The sequence below is a fragment of the Bradyrhizobium sp. genome (assembly GCF_030654605.1).
Taxonomy (GTDB): Bacteria; Pseudomonadota; Alphaproteobacteria; order Rhizobiales; family Xanthobacteraceae; genus Bradyrhizobium.
The window spans coordinates 1-13,437 of record NZ_JAURXB010000065.1; the positions used below are offsets into that span (position 1 = coordinate 1).

Annotated in this window: 11 protein-coding genes and 1 pseudogene; 5 read left to right on the forward strand and 7 right to left on the reverse strand. The window is 64.9% G+C overall.

Annotated features, from left to right (window positions below; genetic code table 11):
* A pseudogene (locus Q7U29_RS05325) lies at positions 1-853 on the forward strand (glutamine synthetase family protein); the annotation flags it as partial.
* A 388-nt stretch (positions 854-1,241) separates the two neighbouring features.
* Here Q7U29_RS05325 and Q7U29_RS05330 read toward each other — a convergent pair.
* The 5 genes from Q7U29_RS05330 to Q7U29_RS05350 all read right to left on the reverse strand — a co-directional run bounded on the left by Q7U29_RS05330 (position 1,242) and on the right by Q7U29_RS05350 (position 5,858).
* Positions 1,242-1,961: an ABC transporter ATP-binding protein gene (locus Q7U29_RS05330; RefSeq protein WP_304739258.1), complete on the reverse strand. Its 720-nt coding sequence runs from the start codon at positions 1,959-1,961 to the stop codon at positions 1,242-1,244.
* Complete coding sequence (locus Q7U29_RS05335) at positions 1,954-2,721, reverse strand: ABC transporter ATP-binding protein (RefSeq protein ID WP_304739260.1); 768 nt, start codon at positions 2,719-2,721, stop codon at positions 1,954-1,956. Before Q7U29_RS05335 ends, Q7U29_RS05330 begins: the two co-directional genes overlap by 8 nt.
* The gene (locus tag Q7U29_RS05340; RefSeq protein ID WP_304739262.1) at positions 2,714-3,661 is read right to left on the reverse strand and encodes a branched-chain amino acid ABC transporter permease; all 948 of its coding nucleotides are present in this window, start codon (positions 3,659-3,661) and stop codon (positions 2,714-2,716) included. The genes Q7U29_RS05335 and Q7U29_RS05340 overlap by 8 nt, the downstream gene beginning before the upstream one ends.
* Positions 3,658-4,575, reverse strand: a complete 918-nt coding sequence (locus tag Q7U29_RS05345; RefSeq protein WP_304739264.1) for a branched-chain amino acid ABC transporter permease — start codon at positions 4,573-4,575, stop codon at positions 3,658-3,660. Before Q7U29_RS05345 ends, Q7U29_RS05340 begins: the two co-directional genes overlap by 4 nt.
* 110 nt (positions 4,576-4,685) lie before the next feature.
* On the reverse strand, positions 4,686-5,858 hold the full coding sequence (locus Q7U29_RS05350; protein ID WP_304739266.1) for an ABC transporter substrate-binding protein: 1,173 nt from the start codon (positions 5,856-5,858) through the stop codon (positions 4,686-4,688).
* 523 nt (positions 5,859-6,381) lie between these two features.
* Between Q7U29_RS05350 and Q7U29_RS05355 the strand changes: the two genes are divergently transcribed.
* On the forward strand, positions 6,382-7,665 hold the full coding sequence (locus Q7U29_RS05355) for an NAD(P)/FAD-dependent oxidoreductase (protein WP_304739268.1): 1,284 nt from the start codon (positions 6,382-6,384) through the stop codon (positions 7,663-7,665).
* A 6-nt stretch (positions 7,666-7,671) separates the two neighbouring features.
* Here the strand turns inward: Q7U29_RS05355 and Q7U29_RS05360 are convergent, their stop codons facing one another.
* Positions 7,672-9,534 (reverse strand): feruloyl-CoA synthase, encoded by a 1,863-nt coding sequence (locus Q7U29_RS05360; protein WP_304739270.1) that lies wholly within the window; start codon positions 9,532-9,534, stop codon positions 7,672-7,674.
* Positions 9,535-9,779: 245 nt separating this feature from the next.
* Between Q7U29_RS05360 and Q7U29_RS05365 the strand changes: the two genes are divergently transcribed.
* Positions 9,780-10,238, forward strand: coding sequence for a MarR family winged helix-turn-helix transcriptional regulator (locus Q7U29_RS05365; protein WP_304739452.1), 459 nt, complete (start codon positions 9,780-9,782; stop codon positions 10,236-10,238).
* Positions 10,239-10,284: 46 nt separating this feature from the next.
* Here the strand turns inward: Q7U29_RS05365 and Q7U29_RS05370 are convergent, their stop codons facing one another.
* Positions 10,285-10,755, reverse strand: a complete 471-nt coding sequence (locus tag Q7U29_RS05370; RefSeq protein WP_304739272.1) for an SRPBCC family protein — start codon at positions 10,753-10,755, stop codon at positions 10,285-10,287.
* A 279-nt stretch (positions 10,756-11,034) separates the two neighbouring features.
* Between Q7U29_RS05370 and Q7U29_RS05375 the strand changes: the two genes are divergently transcribed.
* Together Q7U29_RS05375 and Q7U29_RS05380 are read left to right on the forward strand one after the other, a co-directional pair.
* On the forward strand, positions 11,035-11,769 hold the full coding sequence (locus Q7U29_RS05375) for a cysteine hydrolase family protein (RefSeq protein WP_304739274.1): 735 nt from the start codon (positions 11,035-11,037) through the stop codon (positions 11,767-11,769).
* A complete protein-coding gene (locus tag Q7U29_RS05380; RefSeq protein WP_304739277.1) occupies positions 11,766-13,418 on the forward strand; it encodes a regulator in 1,653 nt (550 codons plus the stop codon). The genes Q7U29_RS05375 and Q7U29_RS05380 overlap by 4 nt, the downstream gene beginning before the upstream one ends.
* Positions 13,419-13,437 lie beyond the last annotated feature (19 nt).

Genomic DNA, 13,437 nt, shown 5'->3' on the forward strand with positions numbered 1-13,437 from the left:
CCTGACCGAGCTGCGCCACGACGAGATGGACCCGATCCTGGAAATCCTGCGCAGCAACATCGCCGATCTCGTGCTGCCGCTGCGCTCGATCGAGGTTGAGTTCGGACCGAGCCAGGTCGAATTCACCTTTCGCACGGCGCCCGGCCTCGAATCGGCCGACACGATGATGCTGTTCCGCAGTGCCGTGAAGCAGGTGGCCCAGCGCCACGGCTATCACGCCACCTTCATGTGCCGGCCGAAGCTGCCGAATGTGTTTGCCTCGGGCTGGCACCTGCATCAATCCATCGTCTCGCGCGCCAGCGGCGAGAATGCCTTCATGGCCATGGACGGCGGCGACGTGCTGAGTCCGTTTGGCCGCTCCTATCTCGCGGGGCTGCTGCGGCACGCCCGCGCCTCGGCCGTGTTCACGACGCCGACCATCAACGGCTACAAGCGCTACCGTTCCTATTCGCTGGCGCCGGACCGCGCGATCTGGGGACGCGACAACCGCGGCGTCATGATCCGCGTGCTCGGCGGTCCCAATGATGCCGCGACGCGGCTGGAAAACCGCATCGGCGAGCCCGCCGCCAATCCCTATCTCTACATGGCATCGCAAATTCTCTCCGGCCTCGATGGTGTCGACCGCGCGCTCGACCCAGGTCCCTCGGCGGATACGCCGTACGAGACCAAGGCGGAACTGTTGCCGAAGACGTTGCGCGAAGCGGTGTTCGCGCTCAAGGACGACCCGTTCTTTCGCGAGGCGCTGGGCGCGGAGTTCGTCGACTACTACGTCCACATCAAGAGCGCCGAGATCGAGCGTTTTCAGTCGGAAGTGTCGGACTGGGAGCAGCGGGAATATTTCGAGATGTTTTGAGGGGCCGCGGTCCGCTCAACTCGTCATTGCGAGCCAACGGGTCGGCGCAACGCGCCGCCCGATGACAGGCTCCGCGAAGCAATCCAGCTTTGGCGCAGCACGCAAGAAAGCTGGATTGCTTCGTCGCTTCGCTCCTCGCAATGACGAGGATGCACCCAAAACAAGTGAGCCGCCAGGGCTGGCCCTGACGGCTCGCTGACTTGAGGGGTGCCGCGTCGTGAATGTGCTCCGCGGAGGCGCACCAAGTGAAGGCGACATAACCCCGGCGCGCTTGATGCGTCGCCATGGTCGATCAGCTTCAAGCGATCAACCATGACATCATGATCCCGTCAGCGGCAGATACAAGACAGGGACGCTGACGGAAATCGAATTTCCGGGCTCGGAATTTCTAGATCCCCAGATACCGGTGCTGCAGCTCCGGCGCCCCGATCAGTTCGTCCGACGTGCCGCTCCAGACCGCGCGGCCACGCTCGATGATGTAGTGGCGGTCGGCGATGCGCGTGAGGTTTTCGACATTCTTGTCGATCACGAGCACCGACTGTCCCTTGGATTTCAGCAGCGACAGGCAATTCCAGATTTCGTCGCGGATCAGGGGCGCCAGGCCCTCGGTGGCCTCGTCGAGAATCAACAGCCGCGGATTGGTCATCAGCGCGCGGCCGATCGCGAGCATCTGCTGCTCGCCGCCGGACAGCGTGTCGCCCATATTGGCGCCGCGCTCGGACAGCCGCGGGAACAGCGCGTGGATTTTTTCCATGGTCCAGGGATCGGGATTGCCGAGCCGGTTGCCGGAGGCGGCGACGAGGTTTTCGCGCACGGTCAGATTGCGAAAGATCTGGCGCCCTTCGGGAACGAGACCGATGCCGAGCTGCGCGATCCGGAACGAGGGCAGTAGGCGCGTCTCGTGTCCGGCAAACCGGACGCTGCCCGCGCGCGCCGGCGTCAGCCCCATGATGGAGCGGATCGTCGTGGTCTTGCCCATGCCGTTGCGGCCGAGCAGCGCCACCATCTCGCCCGACCGTACCGACAGCGACATGCCGAACAGCACCTGGCTGAGGCCGTAGCAGGTCTCGATGGCATCGACTTCGAGCAGCGGCGCGGCATCAGTCATGTCGGGTCACCACATGCTGATCGCCGAGATAGGCGCGTTTGACCTCGTCATGCTGGCGGATCGCCGCCGGCGCGTCGCAGGCGATGACGCGGCCATAGACCAGCACGGTGATGCGGTCGGCCAGCGCGAACACCGCGTTCATGTCGTGCTCGACCAGCACGATGGTGACTTCGCGCCGCAGCTCCTGCAGCAGCTTTACCATCTGCGCGGATTCGGTGGCGCCGAGCCCGGCCATCGGTTCGTCGAGCAGCAGCAGTTGCGGTTTGGTCGCGAGCGCGACCGCGAGTTCGAGCTCGCGCTGCTCGCCATGGCTCAGTTCCGAGACCACGGTGTCGGCGCGACGTTCGAGCCCGACCCGCGACAGCGCCGAGCGCGCCGCGTCGCGCAGGCCCTTTTCCTTGCGGGCATCGCCCCAGAAACGGAAGGAGTGCCCGTCATGCGCCTGTGCCGCCATCGCGACGTTGTCGGCGGCGGTGAAGTCGGGCAGCAGGGAGGTGATCTGGAACGAGCGCGCCAGCCCGAGCCGACTGCGGCGATGCGCCGGCAGCCGCGTGATATCCTGGCCGGCAAAGCTGATGGTGCCGGAATGCGAAATCAACTGCCCGGTCAGCTGGCTGATCAGCGTGGTCTTGCCGGCGCCGTTCGGCCCGATGATCGCGTGCAGCTCGCCGCTGTTGACGTCGAGCGAAACATGGTCGGTCGCGATCACGCCGCCGAACCGGCAGACCAGATCCTCGACGCGGAGCAGGGGTTCAGCCACGGCGCGCCCTCCCCAGCATTCCGTCGATGCCGCCCCGCGCGAACAGCACGATCAAGAGCAGCAGCGGGCCCATGATCAGGGCCCAGTATTCGGTGAACTGCGACAATGCCTCTTCCAGCAGCAGAAACGCGATGGTGCCCAGCACCGGACCGAACAGCGAGCCCATGCCGCCGAGGATCACCATCACCATGAGATCGCCGGAACGGGTCCAGTACATCGCGGCCGGGCTGACGAAGTCGGTGTTATTGGCGAGCAGCGCGCCGGCAAGGCCGCAGATGGTGCCGGAGATGACGAAGCACACCAGTTTGTAGCGGTTGACCGGAAAGCCGATCGCCTGCATGCGCCGCTCGTTGGAGCGCAGCCCCTGCACCACCATGCCGAAGCGCGAATTGACGATGCGCCAGATCAGGTAGATGCCGCCGAACAGGCAGAACAGGCAGAGATAATAGAACTGCACGCGGTTCGACAGGTCGATCAGCCCGCCGAAATCGCTGCGCTTGTAGATCGTCAGACCATCGTCGCCGCCATAGCGCGCCAGTCCCGAGGCGACGTAATAGGCCATCTGCGCGAAGGCCAGCGTGATCATGATGAAATAGACGCCACGGGTGCGCAGCGACAGCGCGCCGATCACCAGCGCGAACAGCGCCGAGGCGGCCAGCGCCACCGGCCACTGGATGAAGCCGGAGCCGATGCCTTCATGGGCGAGAATGCCGACCGCATAGCCGCCGATCCCGAGATAGGCGGCATGCCCGAAACTCATCATGCCGCCATAGCCCATGATGAGATTGAGGCTGGCCGCCGCCAGCGCGTAGATGATGATGCGGGTGAACAGCGTCAGCCCGAACATGTTGCCGCTGAGCGTGGTGTAGACCGGCAGCAACAGCAGGCCGGCGACCACCAGCGCCACGATGATGGTGCGGGCGTTGAGCGAAGCCTTCATGGGCGGCCGGCCGGGAACAGCCCCTCCGGCCGCACCACCAGCACGATGGCCATCAGGAGATAGATGAGCATCGAGGAGAGCGCGGGAGCGGCGGTGGAAGCGGCGGCCGAACTCAGCACCTGCCGCAGCAAATCAGGCAGGAAGGCGCGGCCCAGCGTGTCGATCATGCCGACGAAGATCGCGGCCAGGAAGGCGCCGCGAATCGAGCCGATGCCGCCGATGACGATAATGACGAAGGCGAGGATCAGGATGTTCTCGCCCATCCCGATCTGCACGGTGAGGATCGGCGCCTGCATCAGCCCGGCGAGACCGGCCAGCGCGGCGCCGAGGCCGAATACCAAGGTATAGAGCAGCTTGATGTTGATGCCGAGCGCGCCGATCATCTCGCGGTTCGAGGCGCCGGCGCGGATCAGCATGCCGATCCGGGTTCGCATCACCACGAGATAGAGCAGCAGCGCCACCAGCAGCGCGACCACGATGATGGCGAGCCGATAGGCGGGATAATACACGCCGGGCATGATCTGGAACGGCACCGTCAGCCAGGGCGGCAGCGGCAGCGCCAGGCCCGCCGGACCCCAGATCAGCCTTACCGCGTCGTTGAAGAACAGGATCAGCCCGAAGGTCGCCAGCACGTGATCGAGATGATCGCGATTGTAGAGGTGCCGAAGTGCCACGAATTCCAGAAGGATGCCGAGCAGCAGCGTGGCGCCGAGCGCCAACACGCAGCCGAGGACGAAATTGCCGGTCCACGCCACGAAGGTCGCCGCGAAATAGGCCCCCATCATGTAGAGCGAACCGTGCGCCAGATTGACGAAGTCCATGATGCCGAACACCAGCGTCAATCCCGCCGCCAGCAGGAACAGCAGCAGACCGAACTGCAGCCCGTTCAGGAATTGTTCGACGACAAGCAGCATGGACGCTCTAGGTGTGTCTGGAAGTCATCTGGTTGCAAAGCAAGACATGTGCCGACAGGAAAACAGCGGCGGCACCTGAGCGCCGCCGCCGTATTGCAAAGCCCACTAGATCACTTCATGGGGCATTTGTCGTGGTACTTGTCCTGGCTGTCCTTGACGATGGTGGCGACGGTCTTCAGCGCCAGCGAGCCGTCGGCGTCCTTCACCACGTCCTGCAGGTAGAAGTTCTGGATCGGGATGTGGTTGTTGCCGAACTTGAAGGCGCCACGCACCGACTTGAAATTGGCCTTTTGCATCGCCGCCTTCATCTCGTCCTTCTTCGAGGTGTCGCCCTTGACCGCTTCCACGGCGCTGGCGATCAGCTGCGCGGCGTCATAGGACTGCGCGCCGTAAAAGGTCGGGCGCAGGCCGGTGTACTTCTTGCGATAGTCGGCGACGAACTTCTTGTTCTGCTCGTTGGGCAGGTCGTTGACCCACTGCTGGGCCCCGGGGACGCCGAGCGCGTTTTCCTTCTGCAGCGGCAGCGACAATTCGTCGATGGTGAAGGCCGTATAGAGCGGCATCTGCGCCTTCAGGCCGGCCTGGGCATACTGGTTGAGGAACTGGACGCCGGCGGCACCCGGATAGAACACGAAGATCGATGCCGCACCCGAGGCGCGCGCTTTCGAAAGCTCGGCGGAGAAGTCGAGCTGGCTCGGCCACACCGTGTATTCCTCGCCCTTGACCTCGCCCTTGAACGTGCTCTTGACGCCGGCCAGCATGTCCTTGCCGGCGGCATAGTTCGGGCCGATCAGGAACACCGACTTGACGCCCTTCTGGTTCATGTATTCGCCCACCGCCTGCGGGGTCTGGTCGTTCTGCCACGAGGTCGAGAACACATAGGGCGAGCACAATTCACCGGCGACCTGGGACGGGCCGGCATTGGCAATGACCATCATGGTCTTGGAATCCACCACCGGCTTCAGCGAGGCCAGCAGCACGTTCGACCAGATATAGCCGGCGATGAAGTCGACCTTGTCGGACTGGATCAGTTTTTCGGTCTTCTGCTTGCCGACATCCGGCTTCTGCCCGTCGTCCTCGTAGATCACCTCGACCGGCTTGCCGCCCATCTTGCGGCCGATGTGATCGAGCGCGAGCTCGAACGAATTGCGCATGTCGTTGCCGATCACCGCGGTCGGCCCGCTAAAGGTCGAGACGAACCCGATCTTGATGGTGTCTCCCGCGAGCGCGGGGTTTGCCAGCGCCAAAACCGTAGCGCCCGCCAGCCAGAAAGCCGTTCTCATATTCGTTCCCTCCTCACTAAAGACGTTGCCGTCAAATGCCCTATCCCCGTTCGAACAGCCTTAACGCTCCGTTCTCGGGTCTCACTCTTTTAGGTGACGTGTTTTGTGCGCGAAATTACCGGTCCGCAGCAAGCCCGAACCGCCGGCCCCCTCTTAGAACCTTCGGCCCGACCCGTGCACCTCTGCACCATAATTCGCATCCGCTGAGAATGGCAAGAATTATAGTTCAGGATTTGGGGTAGGGCCGCTGCGGCGCTGGGTCTGGCTCCCGGGCACGGCCGGCGCTCGCTTCAGGCATCCTCGACCCATGGTTGAAACCTTCATGCCGATCAACAGAACTCGAGCGCGTAGATGACTAGGCGCCCGGCGGACAGCGCGGATGGTGGCGATCCCCATCGACCACTGCGATCGCACATCGGCGGCTGACGATACATTACCGCTATCGACCGATTTGAAAACTGGTCTTGGACCACGCCCTGCAAACCAATACATAAGGAGGGACCGGAAACTGAAAGCTCAGCCCATGACCTCAGCGCAGGCGCGGCCTTCAAACCTCCACCGCGTGGTGATCGTCGGCGCCGGTTTTGGCGGGCTGCAGGCGACCCATCGCCTCAAGGGCGCGCCGGTCAGCATCACCCTCGTCGACCGCCGCAACCACCATCTGTTCCAGCCGCTGCTCTATCAGGTCGCCACCGCCTCGCTGGCGACCTCGGAGATCGCCTGGCCGATCCGCTATCTCCTGCGCGACCGGCCCGAAGTCACCACCCTGTTCGCCAACGTCAGCGGCGTCGACGCGGCCAACAAGCGCGTGCTGCTCGATGACGGCGACAGCCTGCCCTACGACACGCTGGTGCTCGCCACCGGCGCGCGCCACGCCTATTTCGGCCATGACGAATGGGAGCCGTTCGCGCCCGGCCTGAAGACGCTGGAGGACGCCACCACGCTGCGGCGGCGCATTCTCGTCGCCTTCGAGCGCGCCGAGCGCGAGACCGACCCGGAGCGCCGTGCCGCGCTCTTGACCTTCGTCATCATCGGCGCCGGCCCGACCGGCGTCGAACTCGCCGGCACCATCGCCGAACTGGCGCGCGACACGCTGCGGCCCGACTTCCGCAACATCGACACCCACGCGGCGCGCGTCGTGCTGATCGAGGCCGGTCAGCGCGTGCTGGCGGGCTTTCCCGACGATCTCTCGGCCTACGCGCAGCGCTCGCTGGAAAGCCTCGGCGTCGAAGTGATGCTGGGACAGGCCGTCACCGAATGCTCTGTCGACGGCGTGGCCTATGGCGGCAACAGACTGGCGGCGAAAACCCTGATCTGGGCCGCCGGCGTGCGCGCCTCGTCCGCAGCCCAGTGGCTCGGCGCTCCTGCCGACCGCGCCTTCCGCCTGCAGGTCGAGCCCGACCTCACCGTTCCCGGCCATCCCGATATTTTCGCGATCGGCGATACCGTCACGATCAACGGTCCCGACGGCAAACCGGTCCCCGGCATCGCGCCGGCGGCCAAGCAGCAGGGCGTTTATGTCGCCGACACTATCAAGGCGCGGCTGCGCGGCGAGAAGCTGAGCCCGTTCCGCTACCAGCATGCCGGCAGCCTCGCGCAAATCGGCAAGCGCAAGGCGGTGATCGATTTCGGTCGCTTCAAATTGCGCGGCACTCTCGCGTGGTGGATCTGGGGCATCGCCCACATCTATTTCCTGATCGGCCTGCGCAACCGGCTCAGCGTCGCGATTTCCTGGCTCTGGATCCACGCCAGGGACCAGCGCGCGGCGCGGCTGATCACGCAGGGCTCGAGCAAGGTGGGGAGGTGACGGGCCTCAGCCCGGGCACCCGATCCACTCGCCCGAGGCATCGTCTTGCAACGTCGCCACCGCGGCCGCGCGCCGCGTCAGCACCGCGCGCTGGTTGATATAGCCCTTGTCGGTGATCTCGCCGCCGTCGACCGAGGCGGGCTCCGCCAGCAGCAGCGCCCGGGTGGCGTGCGTTGAGGAGCCGCCGCCGGCTTGCGCTTTCAGTTTGGCCAGCCCCGCCGCGATGCCCGCGCGCACCTTTTCATCGCCGATCACTTCATTCGTATCGGCGCTGTCCGGCAAGCCGGCCAGCGCGCGACACGCCGTGATGTTGGGAAATACCAGGAAGCGGACGTGATCGCCGCCATGGCCGGTAACGACAATGTCCTGCGCCAGCGGGGAAAGCGCCGTGATCCCGGCGACGCGCAAGGTGCCGACGCTGACCCATGTGCCGGAGTTGAGCTTGAAGTCCTCCGCGACCCGGCCGTCGAAGAACAATCCAAGCTCCGGCCGGTCCGGATCGGCAAACGTCACGGCGTCGCCGATCAGATAAAAGCCTTCGGCGTCGAACGCCTGCGCGGTCAAATCCCCGGCCTTCCAGTAGCCCGGCGTGACGTTGGGCCCGCGCACCCGCACCTCGAGCTTGTCGCCCGACCGCACCAGTTTCAGTTCGGTGCCGGGGATCGGCACGCCGATATTGCCGGAGCGCTTCGCCTGGAAATGACAGTCGGTCGCCAGCGGAGAGGTTTCGGTGGAGCCCCAGGCCGACACCATCGGCAGCGCCCGGCCGACCGTTTTGATCGACAGCTCCTCCATCGCGTCCCACATATTCTGCGGCAGCGCGGCGCCGGCATAGAACGCAAACTTCACCTCGCCGAAGAAGCGACGGCGCAGTTCGTCGTCCTCGCGCAGGGCCGATATCAGCATATCGAAACCGCGCGGCACGTTGAAATAGACCGTCGGCATCACGCTGCGCAGATTGGCCAGGGACGTCGCGAACAGGCCCGGCGCCGGCTTGCCGCCGTCGACATAGAGCGTACCGCCGTTGCGCAGCACGAGGTTGAAATTGTGGTTGGCCCCAAAAGTGTGGCTCCACGGCAACCAGTCCAGGATCACCAGATCGTCATCGGCGTTTTCCAGAAACGCCCAGGTCTGCGCCTTGGCCTGCTGGCTCGAGGTCAGCATTCGCTGGGTGTTGATGACGGCCTTCGGGATGCCGGTCGAGCCGGAGGTGAACAGGAATTTTGCGATAGTGTCCGGCCCGACCGCCGCGAACGCCTTTGCCACGGCAGCGCTTTCGGAAGTAGCGGCGACCTGACGAAATGGAACGGCGTCACCACCGTCAGTTTCGCCGGTCACGATCACCGCAGTGTGCAGCGGCTTGATCGCCGCCAGCGCCGCCGCGAACGGTTTTGTGCCGGACACGTAGATCGCGCCGGGATCGAGCAGCCCGACCATGCTCTTCAGCTTGTCGAAATCCCGCGACATCAGCGAGTAGGCCGGCGAAATCGCCGCCGCCGGCACGCCGGCATGCATCGCCGCCAGCGCGAACAGCGCATGATCGACGCTGTTGTCGGAGAGAATGACCAGCGGACGCTGTGCGCTCAACCCCTGCGCCAGGATCCAGCTGGCGGCGGAGCGCACCTGCCGCAGCGCGTCGCTGTAGGTCACCGTCGTCCATGGCGCGTCGACCTTTGCGCGCTCGCCGAGAAAGACCTTCGCCGGCGTCTGCCGCGCCCAGTGCTCCAGCCAGTCGCCGACGCAGCGCGCGGCCGCCTGCAGCGCCACGGTCGATTTCACGATGATGCTGCCGTCGGCCCGGCGATCGACTGTGATCGCAGGAGCCGCAAACAGCGTGTCGGGATGCGCGCGCCCGGCGGCTGAAGTCATCGGTTTCCTCCTCGCGGTCTTTCTCCGGGATGACCGGACGGACTTCCGCATGACCATGGGAACGCCTGCGGCCGCTTCCGGGCCGCTTTGGCGATATTGTTGGTTGGAACAATTGTTGTCGTCAACAACAATCTTTCTCCCGCCGCCGCGATGGGCTACAAGGGAACACAGGCTGGAGAAGCGAAATGTCCAACCGGGCGGCCCGGACGGCCCTGAAAATTCCTGCGGTTGCCCGCGGCAAGCGCATGGCAAACGGCAAGGCGCGCGCCCCGGAAGGTGACGGCGAGATCGGCCTCGACGGGTTGCTCGGCCATGCCGGCTACGCGGTGCGGCGCTTCCAGATCTGGATCTTCCAGGATTTTGTCCGCACCCTCGCGGCGGTCGACATCAAGCCGACGCAATATTCGGTGCTGACGGTGATCGGCGCGAACCCGGGCCTGAGCCAGATGGCGGTTGCGCAGCGGCTCGGCATCGAGCGCGCCCGGCTGGTGCACCTGCTGGACAGTCTCGAGGATCGCAAGCTGGTCAGGCGTGTTCGATCCAGGACCGACCGGCGATCCCACGCGCTGCATCTGAGCGCGCGCGGAGAGGCATCGTTGCGGCAATTCAAGCTGCTCGCAGCCGAACACGAACGGCATGTGGCCGAGAAGATCGGCAAGGAGAACCGCGAGCAGTTGCTGCGGATACTCTCATCGTTCACCTGACCGCGTGCGTTGCAGTGGCGCAGGCAATCCAGGAGCGATGCCGTCGTCAGCCCGCCGATTGAGGCGCACCTTGCGCGGCCCAGCGCTGCTCGACTTGCCGCTTGATATTGTTCAGCCCGATCTGCGCCTCTTCGTCCACGCGCTGGATCTGCTCGGCGCTGGCGGCCGAGGGGCGGCTTGGGTTGTTGAGATGTCTTGTATATCTGGTGGCGTCGCCGACCCGCTCAAACGTGTAGCGAACGATGATGGGTCCGATGAAGTCGGTCTCGGCGCGCACGGTCCAGGCGTTCGGGCGATCGCTCTCGGTCACCTTCCAGTCCAGCACCACCTCGCCGCGGCGGATGTGCCATTGCTCGCGAAAACCTTCGCCGGCGTCGAGCGCGCGGTCGGCGCTGTCGATGTGGTGCGATGCTGCCAGCCATTCCGGCCAGGAATTCGGATTGCAGACGTAGTCGTAAACCGCCTCCGGCGGGGCGTCGATCAGGATATCGTGGCGGCGTTCGAACGAATTCGACATCGGGTACTCCGGGTCAGACGAGTGGCGCGGTCGCGCGTGAGGCTCTGACGTCAAGCTAGACGATCGCTGCCGCACCTCGCAAATGGCGCTGCTCATAAATTAAGCAAAAGCATATCTTGCGGTCGCTCCAACACCGCGGCCCCTCCCGGTCATGCAACCCCAAGCATCTGGTAAGACGCAGCAATTTGCAAAAGCCCATGTCTCGCCCCCGCTGTACACAATGGCACACCGCTTGCTTCGATCAGGAAGCCGTTTTCGGCTCCCGGAGCGCAGTCAGCCATGGCGATATCCGCAACCACCAGCCTGCTCGCCGCGGAGCCGCAGCCGATCGCGCTCGACTGGGCGGCGACGGCGCTTGTCATCATCGACATGCAGCGCGATTTCCTCGAACCCGGCGGCTTCGGCGAAACGCTCGGCAACGACGTCTCGCAACTGGCGCGCGCGATCGCTCCTTGCGCCAGCGTGCTGGCCGCTGCTCGGGCGGCGGGAATGCTGGTGGTGCATACCCGCGAAGGACATCTGCCTGACCTCTCCGACGCGCCGCCGGCCAAGATCGCGCGGGGAGCGCCGAGCAAAAGAATCGGCGATCCCGGCCCGATGGGGCGGATCCTGATCCGCGGCGAGGCCGGCCACGACTTCATTGCAGCACTCTATCCGCTCGACGACGAGATCGTGATCGACAAGCCCGGCAAGGGCGCGTTCTACGCCACCGCGCTCGGCGAGATCCTCGCGAACTACGGCATCGAGAATTTACTGGTGTGCGGCGTCACCACCGAGGTCTGCGTCAATACCACGGTGCGCGAGGCCAACGACCGCGGCTACCGCTGCGTCGTGCTGGCGGATTGCTGCGCGTCCTATTTCCCCGAATTCCACGAGATGGGCCTGAACATGATCAAGGCCCAGGGCGGCATCTTCGGCTGGGTCAGCGATTCCGCCGCGGTGCTCGCGGCCATGATACCGGAGACTTTGGCAACGGAGATTTCCAACCGACGGATAGTGGGGGCATCGCAATGAGCACGACCAGCACGGCGAGCAAGGGCGACTTCAAACCTGCATTGTGGACGCCGGGCGACTGGAATGCGCTGTTCGGCTTCGGCACCAACATCCTCGTCAACATGCTGGTGCTGACCGGGCTGCTGCGCTTCGTGCTGAAGATGCCGGATTCGCTGGTGTTCGGCCGCATCCTGCCGGCGCTCGGCCTGATGATGTGCCTCTCGACGTTCTACTATGCGTGGCTGGCCTACCGGCTCGCGCAAGAAACCGGCCGCAACGATGTCTGCGCGCTGCCGTCTGGCGTCAGCGTGCCGCACATGTTCATCGTCACCTTCGTGATCATGCTGCCGATCACGCTGAAGACCGGCGATCCGATCAAGGGCTGGTCGGCCGGCCTGGTCTGGGTGTTCTTCCAGAGTTTCATCCTGATGATCGGCGGCTTCATCGCGCCGTACATCCGCAGGATCACGCCGCGCGCGGCGCTGCTGGGCACACTGGCCGGCGTCTCCGTGACCTTCATCTCGATGCGGCCGGCGCTGGAGATGTACATGACGCCGCAGATCGGCCTCGTCTGCTTCGCCATCATCATGGCGAGCTGGTTCGGCGGCGTCAGATATCCGAAAGCGATCCCGGCCGGCCTGGTCGCGATCGCCGCCGGCATGCTGATCGCCTGGGGCTCCAATCTGTTCGGGCTCGGCCTCGGCGGCCTCAGCGTCAAGGGCCTCGGCGACGCCTTTGCCAATTTCGGCTTCTCGGTACCGATCCCCGCGATCTCTGAGGTATTTTCCGGCTTCGAATTCCTCGGCATCATTCTGGTCACCGCGATCCCGTTCGGCATCTACGATCTGGTCGAGGCGATGGACAATGTCGAAAGCGCCGAGGCTGCCGGCGACGAATATCCGACCACGAAAGTGCTGACCGCCGACGGCGTCGTCAGCCTGATCGGCTGCCTGATGGGCAATCCCTTCATCAACGCGGTCTATATCGGCCATCCCGGCTGGAAGGCGATGGGCGGCCGGATCGGCTATTCGGCGGCGACCGGCATCATGGTGGTGGTGCTGAGCTGGTTCGGCATCATCTCGGTTTTGCTGGCGCTGGTGCCGGTGGTCGCGATCTCGCCGATCCTGCTCTATATCGGCATGCTGATCGGCGCGCAGGCATTCCAGACCACGCCGATGAAACATGCCCCCGCGGTGGTGCTGGCGCTGACGCCGCACCTGGCGGCCTGGGCCAAGCTGCAGATCGACACCATGCTCGGCTCGACCCTCATTGCCGCGCAGGCAGTGGGCGGGCTCGCCGCCGACAAGGTCGATGCGGTCAAGACAGCCGCGATCGCCGCATTGCCGCAGCAGGGCGTGCTCTATCACGGTCTGGAAGTGATGGGCGGCGGCGCGATCCTCACCGGCCTGGTGCTCGGCGCCATCGGCGTCTTCGTGATCGAGCGCGACTTCGTCAAGGCCTCGGCCTTCGCGCTGTCGGGCGCGGTGCTGACCTATTTCGGCTTCATGCATGGCGAAGCCGTCGGTATCGGCGGCGGATTGGGGGTAACTCCCGGCGTCGCGCTGGCTTATGCCCTGGTTGCTGCGGTATTCCTAGCGCTGGCGAAAGCAGGCGCTTCTTCCCTTCCCGTTTCGCATCCGGAGACTCCCCTTGCCGCACCCGCTGAATGAGTTCGTGTCCGATCGGGGC

What these genes read in the sequence shown, in the direction of transcription:
- Q7U29_RS05340 (WP_304739262.1), bottom strand. Translation starts at nt 3,661, where the DNA reads ATGAAGGCTTCGCTCAACGCCCGCACCATCATCGTGGCGCTGGTGGTC.
- Q7U29_RS05345 (WP_304739264.1), bottom strand. Translation starts at nt 4,575, where the DNA reads ATGCTGCTTGTCGTCGAACAATTCCTGAACGGGCTGCAGTTCGGTCTG.
- Q7U29_RS05350 (WP_304739266.1), bottom strand. Translation starts at nt 5,858, where the DNA reads ATGAGAACGGCTTTCTGGCTGGCGGGCGCTACGGTTTTGGCGCTGGCA.
- Q7U29_RS05355 (WP_304739268.1), top strand. Translation starts at nt 6,382, where the DNA reads ATGACCTCAGCGCAGGCGCGGCCTTCAAACCTCCACCGCGTGGTGATC.
- Q7U29_RS05330 (WP_304739258.1), bottom strand. Translation starts at nt 1,961, where the DNA reads ATGACTGATGCCGCGCCGCTGCTCGAAGTCGATGCCATCGAGACCTGC.
- Q7U29_RS05365 (WP_304739452.1), top strand. Translation starts at nt 9,780, where the DNA reads ATGGCAAACGGCAAGGCGCGCGCCCCGGAAGGTGACGGCGAGATCGGC.
- Q7U29_RS05380 (WP_304739277.1), top strand. Translation starts at nt 11,766, where the DNA reads ATGAGCACGACCAGCACGGCGAGCAAGGGCGACTTCAAACCTGCATTG.
- Q7U29_RS05360 (WP_304739270.1), bottom strand. Translation starts at nt 9,534, where the DNA reads ATGACTTCAGCCGCCGGGCGCGCGCATCCCGACACGCTGTTTGCGGCT.
- Q7U29_RS05370 (WP_304739272.1), bottom strand. Translation starts at nt 10,755, where the DNA reads ATGTCGAATTCGTTCGAACGCCGCCACGATATCCTGATCGACGCCCCG.
- Q7U29_RS05375 (WP_304739274.1), top strand. Translation starts at nt 11,035, where the DNA reads ATGGCGATATCCGCAACCACCAGCCTGCTCGCCGCGGAGCCGCAGCCG.